Genomic DNA, 15,609 nt, shown 5'->3' with positions numbered 1-15,609 from the left:
AAATAGCTGACCTGCCAGTTCATCCGGCTGGCGTCTGAAGTGTGCTTGTCAAGATCGTAACGAGTTTCTCGGCACGGCGGTGCCGATGGTTGTGGGGTAATGAAATGTATATCACGAAAGTGGATGACAATCTCCTCGTCAAGGATGGAGATAAGTGGAAGGTCAATGATAACTGGAAGGGAAACTATTCCGACATATCGCAAGGGTCGGAAGAGCTTGATCACATCTCGGCGAAAGGAACGAACGGCAACCCGTCGTCTACCGCCAAGAACGGGCAGGATGTAACTGTACATCTCCCGAATGGCGAGAAAATTACCGGGACTTACGTCGGCTCCGTGGAAACCATCCTGACCAGTCCTTCTCAGGTTGTGGATGTCCCGGGTCAGGGGCAGATCAGCATCTTTCACGGTAACATCAAAGGGCATTTGATCAAGGGTTCCGATGGGAATACCTACTTCGTCAGTGATACGGATCTGTCCAAATATGAGACTCCGATTGTTGGCGGTGGCTTTTCCATTAATGGAAAAACATACGCAGCGCATGGCCAGACGCCGGAAGAGTTCCAGAAAAAGCTTTACGATTTGCTGCGGCCAGATGCTGATAAGGCTGCAAACGACGCTTTCTTTAAGGCTTATAATGGGTATCCGAATACTATGACCCATGAGCAGAAAGTCGCGGCGGCTCTCAAGGCCAGGGACGAGGCTTTTGCGCCTTGGAAAAAATGGCTCGATAAACTGGAAAGACTGACTGAAGATTATATCAGGCCGTATGTTGACGACACGCAGTTCAAGGCCAAGGGTGGCAATGACCCGCTTCCGGTTGTGTGTTTTGTCCGCGGCACCTTGCTCATGACGGATCGTGGTGAGGTTGCGGTTGAGGATCTTTGTGTCGGGGATCTTGTGCTGACGCGGGACCACGGGCTTCAGCCTGTGCGCTGGATCGGCTCGCGCCAGCTCTGGGCGCATGAGCTTGAAACGATGCCGAACCTGCGTCCGGTCCGCATCAGGGCCGGCGCGATGGGGCCGGGGGTGCCTGCCAGCGATCTGATGGTCTCGCCGCAGCATCGGGTGCTGGTGCGCTCGAAGGTCGCGCAGAAGATGTTCGGCGCGATGGAGGTTCTGGTCGCGGCCAAGCAGCTTGTGCTGCTGGACGGGATCGACATCGCCGACGACGTGCAGGAGGTCGAGTATTTCCACATCCTCTTCGACCGGCACGAGGTGGTGATCTCGAACGGGGCCGAGACCGAGTCGCTTTATACCGGCCCGCAGGCGCTGAAATCCGTCGGCGACGAGGCGGTGCAGGAGATCTGCGCGCTTTTCCCCGAGCTTGCGGATCCGTCCCATGTGCCGCAGCCGGCGCGGTTTCTGCCCTCGGGCCGTCAGGCGCGCAAGATGGGGGTGCGGCATCTGCAGAACAGCCGCCCGCTTGTCGAGCATGATCCCGTCGGGCGCGCCCTTCACTAAGGGCCGGGGGATGTTGACGGGGATCACGCCCGTGGGCCGTGTCCCGGCACATGCGGCAGGCTGACCGATCTGCGCGCCGGGGCCCTGTCTGCCCGGCCGCAGGCCCGATGCGGCCTTGTGCCGGATGATTGGCATGCGTGGTGCACGGTCTTCACATCCGGCCCGGGGTCGCATGATGCGCCGTAAAGGTCTCTCCCGTGTCGGATGAACCGTCGCACGTACCCGCAATCCGACTGGCAGGCGGGCGCCGGCATCTGCTCGGCCCGAATGCGCAATGGGGTGCTTTGGTGGGGAGGTATCTGATGAATTCCGACAGTCATCGGTCCTGGTACGAGGCCGGGTTCGCAGACGGGCAGCAGGCGGTCCTGAAGGTTGTCTCGGAGCTTCTCTCGACAACGGCAGAGATGGTGCCCGAGGGCGAAACCCGCCGCATCGTTTCCAGCCTGGGTGCGATGATTGCCCTGATGGCGCCGCAGACGGCTGAGACCCGCGATCCGACCGGCCGGAATACCGGTTTGTGATGACCGTCCCGCCCCGTGTCGGGCGGGGCGGAAGTAACGGCGGGCCCGGGAGTTCCGCGCCCTGTCTTGTGTAATGGTAGCAGAAGGTAACCAGAGATGAACAAATTCCTGCCGGTCCTGGCGCTGGGGCTGCTTGCGGCCTGTTCGATCGACCCCAAGGATTATGAAACGGCGCCGGTGACGGTCCAGACGGCCTCGGGCCCGGTCACCTGCCAGCTTTACACCAGATCGCTCGTCACCTGGGACCGCTCGATTGATCGCCCGGCGAATATGACGGTGGCTGCCGCGGATCAGATCTGCCTCAGTGAGGGGCAGCGTCAGAAGGCCGCGGGCACCAGTCCCGCCGGCGCCTCTGAACCCGATTTGTCCTTGTGAAGCCGCGCTTCGTAAGCCCCGGCCGCGGCCGGGGGTCGATCAGGATCGGAGATCAGAAGATGTTGGATGATACGCGCTCTCCTTTTACGCAGAACCTGATCTGGACCGGAGAGCTTCAGATGATCAGCGCCTCGGGCGAGCTCTTCAACCATGTTGATGCGGGGCTGCCGATGTGGGCGGGCAGTGGTGACCGGAGTGTCCGGATCAGCACCTCATTTGTCGCGCCTTTCGGTGCGGTTCCATGCGTGAACCTGGGGCTGAGCGGGCTTGATGCGGCGCATGACCAGAACCTGCGCTTCCGGCTCGAGGCGGTGGAGGTGACACGCTCTGGTTTTGTGGTCGAGTTTGTGACCTGGGGCGACACGCATATCGCGCGGGCCTCGGTGACCTGGCAGGCAATCGGCCCCTCAACAGGCAGCCACGATGCCGTCCAGAGTAACTGAGCCTCCCTTCGACACAGAAGGTCCCCAAAAGGGGGCGACAGTCAAGACAGAGTGCAGGGGGCGGCAGCGCCCCCTTTTGCGTCAGAGCAGATGGCGGGGGATTGTCTCGTCCCAATCGCGTCGTGCGACCTCGTTCGCGCCTTCATAGGCGATCAGCCGGCCTTTCAGGAAGAAACGCCCGGCATCCGCGCTCATCTCCGTGACGGTTTCGATACGTGTGCGCCAGCCTTTGCGGCCCATCTCATAGCTTTGGGTCAGGACATAGCGTGCCGACAGGGGATCGTCGGGCCGGATGGTCAGCTCACGGCGCAGGTTATGGGCCAGTTCGGTGCCGGTCTCATCAATGCGCACGATCCCCTCGCCGAAAAGCCCGCCCCGCCCCTCGGTGATATAGTGCGCAACCCCGGTGACATGGTCAAACGACGACGCGCGCAGCACCAAGCCAGGATCAGTTCGCGTCAAAACGGCCAAAACTCCAGAAGAGGGCGGGGGAAAGGACACCTCGGCTTGCGGGGCCGAGGGGTCACGCATGGGCAGCGTCAGGCGGCAATCTCCGGGCCGGATCGTCACCGTGGCGGGTTGCGGCGCGGGCCAGATCATTGGCCAATATGCTGTTCCGATTGACACCCGGATCCGGTGCCCGGGCAGGAAGCGATGCCCACAGGCCGACAGCATGATCTTGATGCGATAGCGCTGGCCGGGCTCCAGCGGCGTCGGCGTTTCGTGACTGTCCCGGTGGGTGAGGTTCAGCACCTGATACGAGACACGCAGCACCTCGCCCGAGGGCAGCACGTCGCACAGTCGTACGCCAAGCTGGGCCACCGGGACATCGGCGCCAAGCTCAAGCTGAAGCTCTGGCGCGCCAAGGATCTCGACCGCATCGGTCAGCGCGGCAGAGGTAAAATTCAGCGCCCCCCCGTCATCAAGGCGCTGATCGGTCGGCATCTCGCCCTCGCAACCGGTGCCCATCCATTCACCCCCGGCGCGGCCGTGATCCTGAGGCGAGCGGATCGACAGTTCCGCGTCGTCAGTCCGGGGCATGGGCGCAAGCGTGCCATTCGCATGCAGATGCAGCACATGTGGCAGGATGGTGGGGCTGGGCCAGCGCATCTCACCCACCCAGCGGCCGGGCTGTTCTTTTCGGGTGCCGGTCGGAGGCGTGGGGTCGTTGATAAAGGCGCGCAGCTGCGGCTCATCCATCACTCCGGTATCAATGCCCCTGAGCCAGTGATCCCACCAGCGCACCGCCTCTTGCAGAAAGCCGATCGCGGGCCCGGGGACACCGTCATGGGGATAGACATGACCCCAGGGGCCGATGATGCCGCGGCTTGGCACCGGCAGCTTTTCCAGCAGGCGCGGGACCGAGTTGGTATAGCTGTCTACCCAGCCACCGACCACCAGCACCGGGCATTGAATCGCGGACCAGTCCTCTTGGACCGAACCATGTTTCCAATAGTCGTCATAGCTTTGATGGGCGGCCCATAGCGCCGGAAAGAAGGGCAGGTTCCTGATCCGCTCAAGCCAGCGATCGCGCCAGCCTGCTCCGGCGATCTCGGGGTCAAGCGGACGGGCCTGATAGGCCAGCATGATCGAACCCCACCACAGGTTGTCGTTCAGCAGACAGCCGCCCATGAAATGGATGTCGTCGCGGAAACGGTCGTCAGTCGAATAACAGCTCAGGACGGCCTTTAGCGCGGGCGGGCGGCGCATGGCGACTTGCAGGCAGTTAAAGCCCGACCAGCTTTTTCCCATCATCCCGACATTGCCCGAGCACCATTCCTGCGCGGCGATCCAGTCGATGATCTCAAGAGCGTCATCCTGTTCCTGCGCCAGGTACTCATCGGCCAGATGACCGTCGGAATCGCCGCTGCCGCGCATGTCCACCCGAATTGAGGCATAGCCGCGCTGTGCGAAATAGCCGTGCATTGGCTCGTCCCGGCCCCGGGTTCCGTCGCGTTTGCGATAGGGAATATATTCCAGAACCGCGGGGACCGGATGCGACCGTGCGCCACTGGGTAGCCAGATCCGCGCCGCAAGACGGGTGCCGTCACTCAGTGGTATCCAAGTATTTTCAATAACTTCTATGCTCATTTTACTCTCCGCTGGCATCAGGAAAGGGACCGGCGCCGCGTAAGGGGCCTGCGTCGGCGGATGGAGGGGCGGGGATCAGTGCGCGGCGGTGACCTCGTCCAGCCAATTGGTGCGCAGCTCGGGGACTGCGGCAAGCAGGCGGCGCGTATAGGCCTGCTCCGGCGTCGCAAATAGCGTCGCGGTCCCGGCTGTCTCGATGATCCGGCCCGTCTGCATCACCATCACCCGGTCGGCGAGGCGGCGGACCACCGACAGGTCGTGGGTGATGAAAAGATAGGCGATGCCCAATTCGTTCTGAAGCTGGAGCAAGAGGCGCAGGATGTCCTCGGCCACCAGCGGATCAAGTGCCGAGGTCACCTCGTCGCAGATCAGCAGATCCGGCTTTGCCGCCAGCGCACGGGCGATGCAGACGCGCTGTTTCTGCCCGCCAGACAATGCGCCGGGCAGCCGGGCGGCGAAACAGGCGGGCAGGCCGATCTGATCCAACAGCCGCGCAACCTCGTCTTTCAGCGCCCGGCCGCGCAGTCCTCCGAACAGCGCCAGCGGTCGGCCGATCGCCTCACCCACGGTCTGGTGCGGGTTCAATGCCACATCGGGCAACTGATAGACAAGCTGGACACGCCGTAGCTGGGCGTTGTCGCGCTGGCTCAACTCCGGTGGCAGGCGTGCGCCGTCCAGCCTTACTTCGCCCCGCGCCGGTGGCAAAAGTCCGGCGATCAGCCGTGCCAGCGTCGACTTGCCCGAGCCGGATTCGCCCACCACGGCCAGCGTTTCACCCCGGTTCAGGCGCAGCGAGACGTCATGCAGAACCTGTGTCCGGCCATAGAAGGCATCGACACCTTCGATTGCCAGCAATTCATCCTTGCCAGGATTGTGCATGCGCTGCGAGGCAGTCAGGCTGCCGTGCCGCTCGGCCACCAGCAGGCGGGTGTAATCCTGTTGCGGCGTGTCAAGCAGCGCGGCGGTCGGGCCGGTTTCGACTTCGCGCCCATTGCGTAGCACCATCAGCCGGTCGGCGATCTGGGCGATCACCGCCAGGTCATGAGTGATGTAAAGCGCGGCGGTCCCATAGCGGCGGATCACGTCGCGCAACAGCCGCAGCACCTCGATCTGGGTGGTGACGTCCAGCGCGGTCGTCGGCTCGTCCAGCACCAGGATATCGGGCTTTCCTGCCATGGCCATGGCGATCATCGCCCGCTGCAACTGCCCGCCCGAGACCTGATGCGGAAACCGCCGGCCGAAATGTTCGGGGTCCGGCAATTGCAGGGCGCTGAACAGGTCGGTCATCCAGACGCGGGCCTCGGCCTCGTTCATCAGCCCGTGGACGCGCGGTACTTCGAGGATCTGGCGTTCCAGCCGCATCGCCGGGTTAAAGGCTGCCGCAGCGCTTTGCGCCACATAAGCGATGCGGGTGCCGCGCAAAGCCTCCCGTGTCTGGCGCGGTGCGGTGCGCATCTCGGTCCCGGCAAGGCGGATTTCGCCCCCTGTGATGCGGCAGCCGCCCCGGCCATAGCCCATCGAGGCCAGCGCAACCGTCGATTTTCCCGCACCGGATTCCCCGATCAGACCCAGTACCTCACCCGGGTTCAGGTCCAGCGAGACGCCGTGCAGCAGTACCGTGCCATCCGGCGCTTCGACCCTGAGGTCACGGATCTGCAGTACATGGCTCATCGGTTTTCTCCCTGTATGGTGGTGCGTCCGGCCAGCGCCCAGTCAACGACAAGGTTGACGCCGATGGTGACAAGCGCGATCGTTCCGGCCGGAAACAGGGGCGCGTAAAGGCCGTAAAGGATGCCCTGCTGGCAGTCGCGCACCATGCCGCCCCAGTCGGCAAAGGGCGGCTGCACCCCCAGCCCAAGGTAAGACAGCCCCGCGACGAACAGGAAGGCAAAGCAAAAGCGCATCCCGAATTCGGCCATCAACGGCGGCAGGGCATTGGGCAGGATCTCGCGGCGCAGCATCCACCACAGGCCCTCGCCGCGCAGACGGGCGACCTCGGCATATTCCATCACCACGATCCCTTGTGCCAGGATGCGGGCAAGGCGAAACACCCGCGTGCTGTCCAAAAGCGCGATGGTTCCGATCAGGACCGGCAAGCTTGAACCAAGTGCCTGCAAGACGACAAGCGCCGAGATCAGCACCGGAATAGACATGACGATATCGACCAGTCGTGCCCCGATCAGATCGGGCCAGCCACCCCTCAGCGCAGCCAGAAAGCCCAGCGGCACCCCGATGCAGAATGAGATCACCACCGCCGTCAGCGACACGCCGACCGACATGCGCGCCCCGTGCAAAAGGCGCGACATCATGTCCCGCCCGTTCTGGTCCAGCCCAAGGGGATGGGCGGCAGACGGCTCGGCAAAGGGCATGCCCAGCACATCTTCCTGTCCATAGGGGGCAAGCATCGGTCCAAAGAGAAACAGCACCAACGTCCCCGCAAGGATCAGCGTGCCAAAGACGGCCGAGAGGGGGATCCGTCCGAAAACCGGCAGGGTCATCTCAGGACTCCTTCACGCGCGGGTGGCGCAGGCGAGGATTCAGCGCGATGGCGGCGATATCGGCCAGCATGTTCATCACCACATGGACAGCGGCAAAGACCATTGCGGCCGCCTGCACCATCGGCACGTCTCGTTTCGAGACCGCATCGACCATGAACCGGCCCAGCCCGTTGTAATTGAAGATTGTCTCGACCAGCACCACACCGGCGATCAGATAGGTCAGGTTAAAAGCGACGACATTGATGGTCGGGCCAAGCGCATTCGGCACGGCATGGACCAGCACGACGCGGCCCATGGGCAACCCCTTGAGGCAGGCCGTTTCGATGAAGGGCTGGTCCATTACTGCAAGGACAGTCGTACGGGTCATGCGCATGATCTGCGCAACGGTCACGAGAACCAGCACCAGCATCGGCAGGGTCGTGGCCTGCAACCATGCTGCCAGACCCATGCCGGACCAAGTATCGGCAAGGCTTGGCAACAGCCCCCACTGGACCGAGACGAACAGGATCAGCAGCAGTCCCAGGAAATATTCCGGCAATGAGACGGTCGCCAGCGCCACGACATTCGCCGCCCGATCAAAGAACGAGCCGCGAAGGGCTGCCGAGGATATCCCCAGCCCGACTGCCAGCGGCACAGCGATGACGGCCGCGTAACCGGCCAGCGCCATGGTATTGCCAAACCGGGGCCAAAGCAGCTCGCCAACCGGCTGGCGATTGGCCAGCGACTGCCCCAGATCGCCATGCAGAATACCCGAGGCCCAGGCGAGGTAACGCGCGACCGGCCCGGAATCGAGGCCAAGTTCTTGCCGCAGCGCGGCCAGTGACTCAGGTGTCGCATTCTGGCCAAGGATTGCGGCGGCCACGTCGCCGGGCAGGATCTCGGTGCCCGTAAAGACCAACATCGAGACCAAGACCAGGGTGATGACCCCCAGTCCCAGCCGCTGCAGGATCAGCCACGCCATCAGTCCAGCCAGACCTTTTCGGCCATACGCGCGCCCATCAGGTTGAACATCGGATGCGGCGTAACCCCTTTGACCTTGACCGAAACGGCGTCGAGATAGTCGCCGAACATCGGGATCATCGCGCCGCCATCGTCATGGATCATGCGCTGCAACTCCCAATAGATCTCGCGGCGGCGGCTGTCGTCGAGCAGGGCGCGCGCCTCGGTCAGCAACCGGTCGAAATCGGCACTGGCCCAATGGGTGTCGTTCTGGGCCGAGCCAGAGGCATAGGCGATGGTCAGCATCTGATCTGCCGTCGGCCTTCCGCCCCAATAGGACATGCAGAAGGGCGCCTTCATCCAGACATTGTCCCAATAGCCGTCGGCAGGCTCGCGCTGGATGGCGACCTCGATCCCTGCCGGGGCGGCCGTGGTGCGGTAGATCGCTGCTGCGTCCACCGCCCCCGGGAATGCCGCATCCGAGCTGTGCAGCGTAAGCGTCAGCCCCTCAAGCCCCGCCTGCCGCAGATGGAATCTGGCTTTATCCGGATCATATGGGCGCTGCGGCAGTTCACTGTTGAAAAAACGGTCCGAGGACGGGATCGGGTGGTCGTTGCCAAGTGCTCCATTGCCCAGAAGCGCGGTCTTGAGCAGCAGTTCACGGTCCACCGCATGTTTCACCGCCAGCCGCACATTCGCATCCGAAAACGGCGCCTTGGTGCAATCCATGAGGAAGGTATAGTGTTGCCCGCCCTTTGAGCGCACGATCTCCAGATTGCGGTTGCGTGCCAGCAGATCCACGGTCTTGAGATCAAGGTTATTGATTACCTGCACCTGTCCCGACATCAGCGCGTTGGTGCGGGCGGCGATATCGTTAATGACGATGACCTCGACCGTATCGACATTGGCGCAGCCCGGCTTCCAGTAATCAGGGTTGCGACGGAAACGTGCACGCACGCCCGGCTCGATGCTTTCGGGGACAAAGGGGCCGGTGCCGATGGGGTTTGTCCAGTCGGTAAAGCCCTCGGGCACGACGAGGAAATGATAATCCGACAAGACATAGGGCAGGTCGGCGTTGCCCGAGGTCAGGGTTATCCTGACCTCATGTTGCGATACTTTCCGGACGTCGCTGAACGCCGCTGCAATCGAACGCGCCGCCGAAGAGCTGTCGCCCCGGTGCAGGTTCAGCGAATAGACGATGTCATCGGCGGTCAGGGTCTTGCCGTTGTGGAAGGTGATGCCCTGACGGACGCGGAACAGCCATTCCCCGGCGCCTTCGCCAGTCTCCCAGCTTTCAAACAGCTCGGGCCGGGCGATGTTTTCGGCGTCGATCTCGACCAGGCCGTTCATCACCATATAGGCCTGGTTCACCGGCACCCAGTCGTTGAGTTTGCGCAGATCGAAATCGTCGGTGGTCGAGCCGCCGCCCAGCCCCATGCGCAAAACGCCGCCCCGTCGGGGGGTGTCCTGGGCAGACAGCCGGCCGGGGAACAGCGCCAGTGCCGATAGTCCCGCCGCGCCGGCAAGCAAGCCGCGCCGCCCGATCTGCGAGGGTTGTCCGTGGTTCATGTGTTTTTACGCCGCAGATACGGCGCCTCCCCGTGTTGAACGATCCCGTGACCTGTTGGCAGGGCTCAACCCTATGGCGCGGGCAGGGCAAGGCAAATGATTTTCAGTCATACCCCTTTGACGCAGGGGCAGGGCGGCGAGGCCGGATCATTTCGTGATCCCGTGACGGTTGCTTGCTACCAGCCAATCGAACAGCTTTTTCGCCGGTGCGCGCAGGTGCCTCTGGGTCGGGCGTATCAGGTAATAGCGCCCCTGACCCATCAGCCGGTATGGGTGGGCCTGGACAAGATGGCCGGCGTCGATCAGGTCCTGGACCAACCATGTCCAGCCCATGGCAACGCCGGTTCCCTGCACTGCTGCCTCGATCGCCAGCCGGTAGCTGCCCATTTTCCAGCGCATCGTTGCCTCGGGCAGGGTGACGCCGGCGCTGAAAAGCCAGTTGCCCCAATCTGTCCACTCTTTGAAGGTTTCTTCCATGGTCAACAGCAGTGGGGTCTCCATTTCGGCCAGCAGCGGCTGCCCGGGGGCTGTGACGGGCACCATCTCTTCGGCGCCAAGCGGATGCATGACGAAATCGGCCACCCGGCCCGGGCGGTGGTAAAGCGCCAGATCATATTCATCTGGCCGCAGTTGCGAGATATTCTCGTCCACCCGCAACTTCAGCTCAAGCCAGGGCAACTCGTGGTGCAGGGCGGCAAGACGCGGCATCACCCACAGATCGGCCACGCCCTGTGAGCAGGCCAGCACGACACGGTGACTGTCATGTGTGCCGGGCATTCCCTCGCTCAGCACCGAAAGTGCATCCATGGCCTGGCCGACCTGCAAGGCATATTCCTGCCCCAGCGCATTCAGCATGACGCCAGAGGTCGTGCGTTCGAAAAGCACTGCGCCGACATGATCCTCAAGCCGGGCGATCTGGCGGCTGACCCCGCTTTGCGTCAGCCCCAGGATTTGTGCGGCGGCCGAGATCGAGCCGCAGCGGGCGACGGTCTGAAATGCAACAAGGGCGCTGAGCGGGGGGACGCGAAGGCGGGTCATCGGAGGCCTGCTTCTGGCGGCGGGTCAGAGACCATGAAATTTCATCATGGACCCATAGGCAAGTGCCGGTTGCATGCCGTGCCCGGTCAGGCCGGTTTCGCCGTGACGCATTCGTCCCCGGCCTTGGCAAGATTGGACAGGTCGACCTGCTTGGGACAGGCCGACAGCCGTTGGCGAAACGCCTCGATCAGCCAGCTGGTCGCGGGGCCCGGCGAATGGTCAGCCCGGCAAAGCGCATAAAGCGAGTATTCGCCCAGTTCGTAGGCATCCAGATCCAGCTGTACCAGCCGCCCGCATTTCAGGTCCTTTCTGACCAGAGCAGCCGGCAGTCCGCCCCAGCCAAGCCCGCCACGGATCAGTTGGTGCTTGGTCGCCACATCGCCGACGCGCCAGATCTTGTAGGAAAGGACGTTGAAGTTTCGCCCGCTGGTCAGGCCCGAGGCGTCAGTGACCACCAGTTGAACCTCTTCGCGCACATCGGCAAGGGTCAGGGGGCGGCCCAGCCGGGCCAAAGGGTGGCTGGCAGTGGCCACCGGCACCATGAAAGAATGCCCCAGCTTATCGGCCGAGATCAGGTCATTGTTCAGCAGAGGCGCGCCGCCGATGCCGATATCTGCCTTGCCGTTGATCACAAGGTTCATCACCGCGCCCAGTTCACCCACCGTCAAGTTCAGCGCCACCGAGGGGAAGGTGTCACGAAACCCGCGCAGGACCGCGACCACGATTTCCGAGGGCACCATGACGCTGATCGCCAGGGACAGCTCAGCCTCAAGCCCCTGTTTAAGGCTGCGCGCCCGCGCCCGCAGAACCTGCAGGTCCGAAACGATCCGCCGTGCATCGGTCAGCAGGGCCTTGCCAGCCTCGGTCAGACGGGGCCGGCGTGGGCCGGCACGCTCAAACAGAACCACATCCAGCTGCGCCTCAAGATTGGCAATGGTGTAGCTGACCACCGATTGCGCCCGGTTCAGCTGGCGCGAGGCAGCCGAAAACCCCCCGCTTTCGGCGACGGCCAGAAAGACCTGCAACTGGTCAAGGGTGGGGTTGGCTTCCATCTTTGCCATCCATTTTTTCGATAGCTAACTTCGATATTTTATCGGTTTTACGGATCATATTCCAGCCCTAGGTTATCGCCCATGCAACGGCCCCGGGCCGTCAGGGAAAACTGAAAGACAAGGAAAGACTGGGATCATGTCCTCAATTCTGCTGATCACTTCGAGCCCGCGTGGCGATGAATCGCTGTCGAGCAAGGTTGCCACCGATCTGGCCAATGCCCTGCGCGCGAAAAACCCCGATGCACAGATCCATCACCGCGATCTGGGTGCCGAGCCGATCCCCCATCTTGATACGGTGACGACTTCGGCGATCCGCAAACCCGCCGAGGCACGCAATGAGCAAGAGGCCGCTGCCGCTGCCTATTCTGACAAACTGGTTGCCGAGCTTTTGGCGGCTGATGCGGTGATCATCGGCACCGGTCTGATCAACTTTAACATCTACTCCACGCTGAAAAGCTGGATCGACAATGTGGCCCGTGCTGGTCAGACTTTCCGTTATACCGAAAACGGTCCCGAAGGGCTGGTGACCGGCAAAAAGGTCTATGTCGTCCTTGCTGCGGGCGGCGTTTACTCGGAAGGCGCGGCTATGGGCATGAACCATGCCGTTCCCTATCTGCGCACTGTGCTGGGCTTCATGGGCATGACCGATATCGAAGTTGTCTATGTCGAAGGCCTCGCATTTGGTCCTGAGGCTGCTGAAAAGGCGATTGCCGCTGCTCAGGTCCGGTCCGAGGAACTGGCGCTCGCTGCCTGACGTCACATAAAACATCGCCAAAGCTGCTGTAAGGCCGGTGCGTTTCGCGCCGGCCTTGTTCGTTTTCCAAGGTTGTGACCCCTGCGTCAGGCTGCCGCAGGCGTTACCCGATTAAACCGAACGGTTTTTGATCAAAGTCAACGAAGCAAATGGCCGCTTGCCTAGACAGGGGGTATGCGCCACCAAGCCGTCCATAATCAGGTCCGACGCCTTTTCTCTCTCGTCGTGATGGCCCTGACTGTTCTGGCCGGCCAGGTGGCGACCGGGGCGGCGATGCCCGGCCATCTGGCCGCGGCACTCGCCGGCCCGCTGGAACAGGTGGTCATCTGCGCCGGTGGTCATGCGCGCACCGTCTGGCTTGATGCCGAGGGCAATGAACGTCCCGCCCCTCAGGACTGTAACGATTGCCGGTTGTGCAACCTGCCGCTTGCCAGCGCCGATCCGCAGCCCCGGCCGCTGCCCGGTATCGTTGTCCGGACATATGCGCGGGCGGGCATTTTGCTGGCCGCCCCGCAGGTACATGGCGCAATCCGGCCCCCGCTTGTCCTGACGCGCGGCCCGCCCGTCTTTCCTGATGCCCGGACTGTTGCTGCCTTGCCTGAGGGCAATGGCCAGATGCAGCGCGCACCCCGGCCAGGCTGGCCGATGCGCGGGGTCCGGGCAAATTTCCTGGATGTCTCCGTATGACCCTATTCCGTCTCATCCTGACCTTTGCACTGCTTTTTCCGGCGTTGCCCGCCGCAGCGGAAAGCGTGCTGGCGCAGCTTTTACCGCAACAGAATGCCGCCGATCTGGTGCCCGGTGCCGATGCCTTCGGCCCGATCAGGTCCGATCTCGCCGTCGCGCCAGTGCTGAAGGGGGGCGAGACGGTGGCCCATGCCTTTGTCACCTCGGATTTCGTCGGCACCACAGGCTATTCGGGCAAGCCCATTCATACGCTGGTGGCGCTGGACAAGGATGCAAAGGTCGCTGGCGTCCAGCTGGTCAGACACTCTGAACCAATCGTCCTGATCGGCATCCCCGAGGCCCGGGTCAAGGCACTGGTCGAGGGTTATCAGGGTCTGGATCTGGTGGCAGAGGCCCAATCGGGCGGCACCGCGCATGAGGTCGAGATCATCTCGGGCGCCACGGTAACGGTGATGGTGATCGACGATTCGATCACGCGTTCGGGCCTTAAGGTCGCGCGGGCACTGGGTCTGGGCGGGCTTGCCCCCGAAGCCGCCGCAACCGGCCCCGAATTCGAGATTGACCCCGACGCCGCCGCCCCGGCCGACTGGCACGAGATCGAGGGCGACGGAACCCTGCGGCGGCTGTCTCTGGACGTTGGGCAGGTGAACGCGGCTTTTGCCGCCAACCCCGACCCTCGCGCCGCCGAGCGGGCGATTGGCGCGCCGCCCGAGACTACTTTTATCGAGATGCACGCCGGGCTGGTCTCGGTCCCGGCCATAGGCAAGGCCGTGATCGGAGAGGCGCAGCAAGCGAACCTGCAAAGCTGGCTTGGTGAGGGGGATCACGCCATCGCGGTGATGGGACGCGGGCTCTACAGCTTCAAGGGTTCGGGCTATGTGCGCGGCGGTATCTTTGACCGGATCGTGCTTATTCAGGATGACGTTTCGGTCCGCTTTCGTGACCGCGATCACCGGCGGCTGAACGGGATCGCCGCCGAGGGCGCCCCCGAATTCACCGAGATGGACCTGTTCCGTATCCCCGCCGCCTCGGGGTTTGATCCGGCGAAACCGTTCCGCATTCAGCTGCTTGTGCAGCGCGAGGTCGGGCCGATCGACAAGGTCTTTCACACTTTTGACCTTGGCTACCAACTGCCCCAGCGTTACCTGCGCCGCCTTGCCGTGCCCACGCCCGAGGCCGCAGCCACGCAGTCCGAACCTGATGAGGGCGCGGCGCAGGCCCAGTTGTGGAAACGCATCTGGCTGGATTCCAAGGCCAGGATTGTCGGGCTGGGGGCAATGCTGCTGGTGCTGACCGGGGTGTTCTTTTTCCAAAGCTTTGCCACCCGCAACGAGCGCGCCTTTTACATCTTTCGCATGGGTTTTCTGACCGTCACGCTGGTCTGGCTGGGCTGGTACGCCAATGCGCAACTTTCGGTCGTGAACCTGATGGCGCTGTTTGGCAGCCTTGTCAGCGGCTTTAGCTGGCAGGCGTTCCTGCTGGACCCGCTGACTTTCGTGCTGTGGTTTGCGGTGGCGGCGGCGCTGCTTTTCTGGGGACGGGGGGCCTATTGCGGCTGGCTGTGCCCCTTTGGCGCGCTGCAAGAGCTGACGAACCAGATCGCGCGCAAGCTGCGCATCCCGCAATGGACCCTGCCCTGGGGTCTGAATGAACGGCTGTGGCCGGTCAAGTACATGATCTTTCTTGGGCTGTTCGGTGTCTCGCTGATGAGCGTCGAACAGGCCGAGCATCTGGCCGAGGTCGAGCCCTTCAAGACGGCGATCATCCTGAAATTCGTGCGCGCATGGCCCTTTGTCGCCTATGCGGCGGCGCTGCTGATCGCGGGACTGTTCGTCGAGCGGTTCTATTGCCGCTATCTGTGCCCGCTTGGTGCGGCGCTCGCGATCCCGGCGCGGATGCGCATGTTCGACTGGCTCAAGCGCTACCACGAATGCGGTAACCCCTGTCAGACCTGCGCCCGCCAATGCCCTGTGCAGGCTATCCATCCGACGGGTGAGATCAATCCCAACGAATGCATCAACTGTCTGCATTGTCAGGTGCTCTACCAGTCCAAATCCGTCTGTCCGGTGGTCATCAAAAAGCTCAAGCGGCGTGAGGCCGTGGCCGGAGGCAGCACCCCCAGGCTGGGCCAGCCCCCTGCGGGCCACCCTAACGCCACCCGCAAGATTGAAGTTTGAAA

At 62.9% G+C, this 15,609-nt stretch carries 14 protein-coding genes; 7 read left to right on the top strand and 7 right to left on the bottom strand.

What is annotated here, in order from left to right:
- Positions 1-41: 41 nt before the first annotated feature.
- From M511_RS19140 to M511_RS06515, 4 genes are all read left to right on the top strand, one after another.
- Positions 42-1,463 (top strand): Hint domain-containing protein, encoded by a 1,422-nt coding sequence (locus M511_RS19140; RefSeq protein WP_254901044.1) that lies wholly within the window; start codon positions 42-44, stop codon positions 1,461-1,463.
- Positions 1,464-1,765: 302 nt separating this feature from the next.
- Positions 1,766-1,984, top strand: coding sequence for a hypothetical protein (locus M511_RS06525; protein WP_010400916.1), 219 nt, complete (start codon positions 1,766-1,768; stop codon positions 1,982-1,984).
- A 96-nt stretch (positions 1,985-2,080) separates the two neighbouring features.
- Positions 2,081-2,359, top strand: a complete 279-nt coding sequence (locus M511_RS06520) for a hypothetical protein (protein ID WP_010400914.1) — start codon at positions 2,081-2,083, stop codon at positions 2,357-2,359.
- A 59-nt stretch (positions 2,360-2,418) separates the two neighbouring features.
- Positions 2,419-2,802: an H-type lectin domain-containing protein gene (locus M511_RS06515; RefSeq protein ID WP_010400911.1), complete on the top strand. Its 384-nt coding sequence runs from the start codon at positions 2,419-2,421 to the stop codon at positions 2,800-2,802.
- An 81-nt stretch (positions 2,803-2,883) separates the two neighbouring features.
- Here M511_RS06515 and M511_RS06510 read toward each other — a convergent pair whose 3' ends face one another.
- The 7 genes from M511_RS06510 to M511_RS06480 form a co-directional block, all read right to left on the bottom strand.
- Complete coding sequence (locus tag M511_RS06510; RefSeq protein ID WP_085501730.1) at positions 2,884-4,893, bottom strand: CocE/NonD family hydrolase; 2,010 nt, start codon at positions 4,891-4,893, stop codon at positions 2,884-2,886.
- A gap of 75 nt (positions 4,894-4,968) precedes the next feature.
- Positions 4,969-6,564 (bottom strand): ABC transporter ATP-binding protein, encoded by a 1,596-nt coding sequence (locus M511_RS06505; RefSeq protein ID WP_085501729.1) that lies wholly within the window; start codon positions 6,562-6,564, stop codon positions 4,969-4,971.
- Entirely contained in the window at positions 6,561-7,391 is an 831-nt protein-coding gene (locus M511_RS06500) for an ABC transporter permease (RefSeq protein ID WP_085501728.1), read from the bottom strand. Before M511_RS06500 ends, M511_RS06505 begins: the two co-directional genes overlap by 4 nt.
- 1 nt (position 7,392) lies before the next feature.
- Complete coding sequence (locus M511_RS06495) at positions 7,393-8,352, bottom strand: ABC transporter permease (protein ID WP_085501727.1); 960 nt, start codon at positions 8,350-8,352, stop codon at positions 7,393-7,395.
- On the bottom strand, positions 8,352-9,899 hold the full coding sequence (locus tag M511_RS06490; protein ID WP_085501726.1) for an ABC transporter substrate-binding protein: 1,548 nt from the start codon (positions 9,897-9,899) through the stop codon (positions 8,352-8,354). The genes M511_RS06495 and M511_RS06490 overlap by 1 nt, the downstream gene beginning before the upstream one ends.
- Positions 9,900-10,046: 147 nt before the next feature.
- Entirely contained in the window at positions 10,047-10,937 is an 891-nt protein-coding gene (locus M511_RS06485) for a LysR family transcriptional regulator (protein WP_010396541.1), read from the bottom strand.
- A gap of 86 nt (positions 10,938-11,023) precedes the next feature.
- A complete protein-coding gene (locus M511_RS06480) occupies positions 11,024-11,989 on the bottom strand; it encodes a LysR family transcriptional regulator (protein ID WP_085501733.1) in 966 nt (321 codons plus the stop codon).
- A 136-nt stretch (positions 11,990-12,125) separates the two neighbouring features.
- Here M511_RS06480 and M511_RS06475 point away from each other — a divergent pair, with 136 nt between their 5' ends.
- From M511_RS06475 to M511_RS06465, 3 genes are all read left to right on the top strand, one after another.
- A complete protein-coding gene (locus tag M511_RS06475) occupies positions 12,126-12,743 on the top strand; it encodes an FMN-dependent NADH-azoreductase (protein ID WP_010396545.1) in 618 nt (205 codons plus the stop codon).
- Between the two features lie 174 nt (positions 12,744-12,917).
- Positions 12,918-13,430 (top strand): hypothetical protein, encoded by a 513-nt coding sequence (locus tag M511_RS06470; RefSeq protein WP_085501725.1) that lies wholly within the window; start codon positions 12,918-12,920, stop codon positions 13,428-13,430.
- Complete coding sequence (locus M511_RS06465; RefSeq protein ID WP_085501724.1) at positions 13,427-15,607, top strand: NosR/NirI family protein; 2,181 nt, start codon at positions 13,427-13,429, stop codon at positions 15,605-15,607. Before M511_RS06470 ends, M511_RS06465 begins: the two co-directional genes overlap by 4 nt.
- Positions 15,608-15,609 lie beyond the last annotated feature (2 nt).

The organism is Paracoccus sp. J56, from assembly GCF_019633685.1.
In the GTDB taxonomy this organism is placed as follows: Bacteria; Pseudomonadota; Alphaproteobacteria; order Rhodobacterales; family Rhodobacteraceae; genus Paracoccus; species Paracoccus kondratievae.
This window is presented reverse-complemented; position numbering and strand designations above follow the sequence as displayed.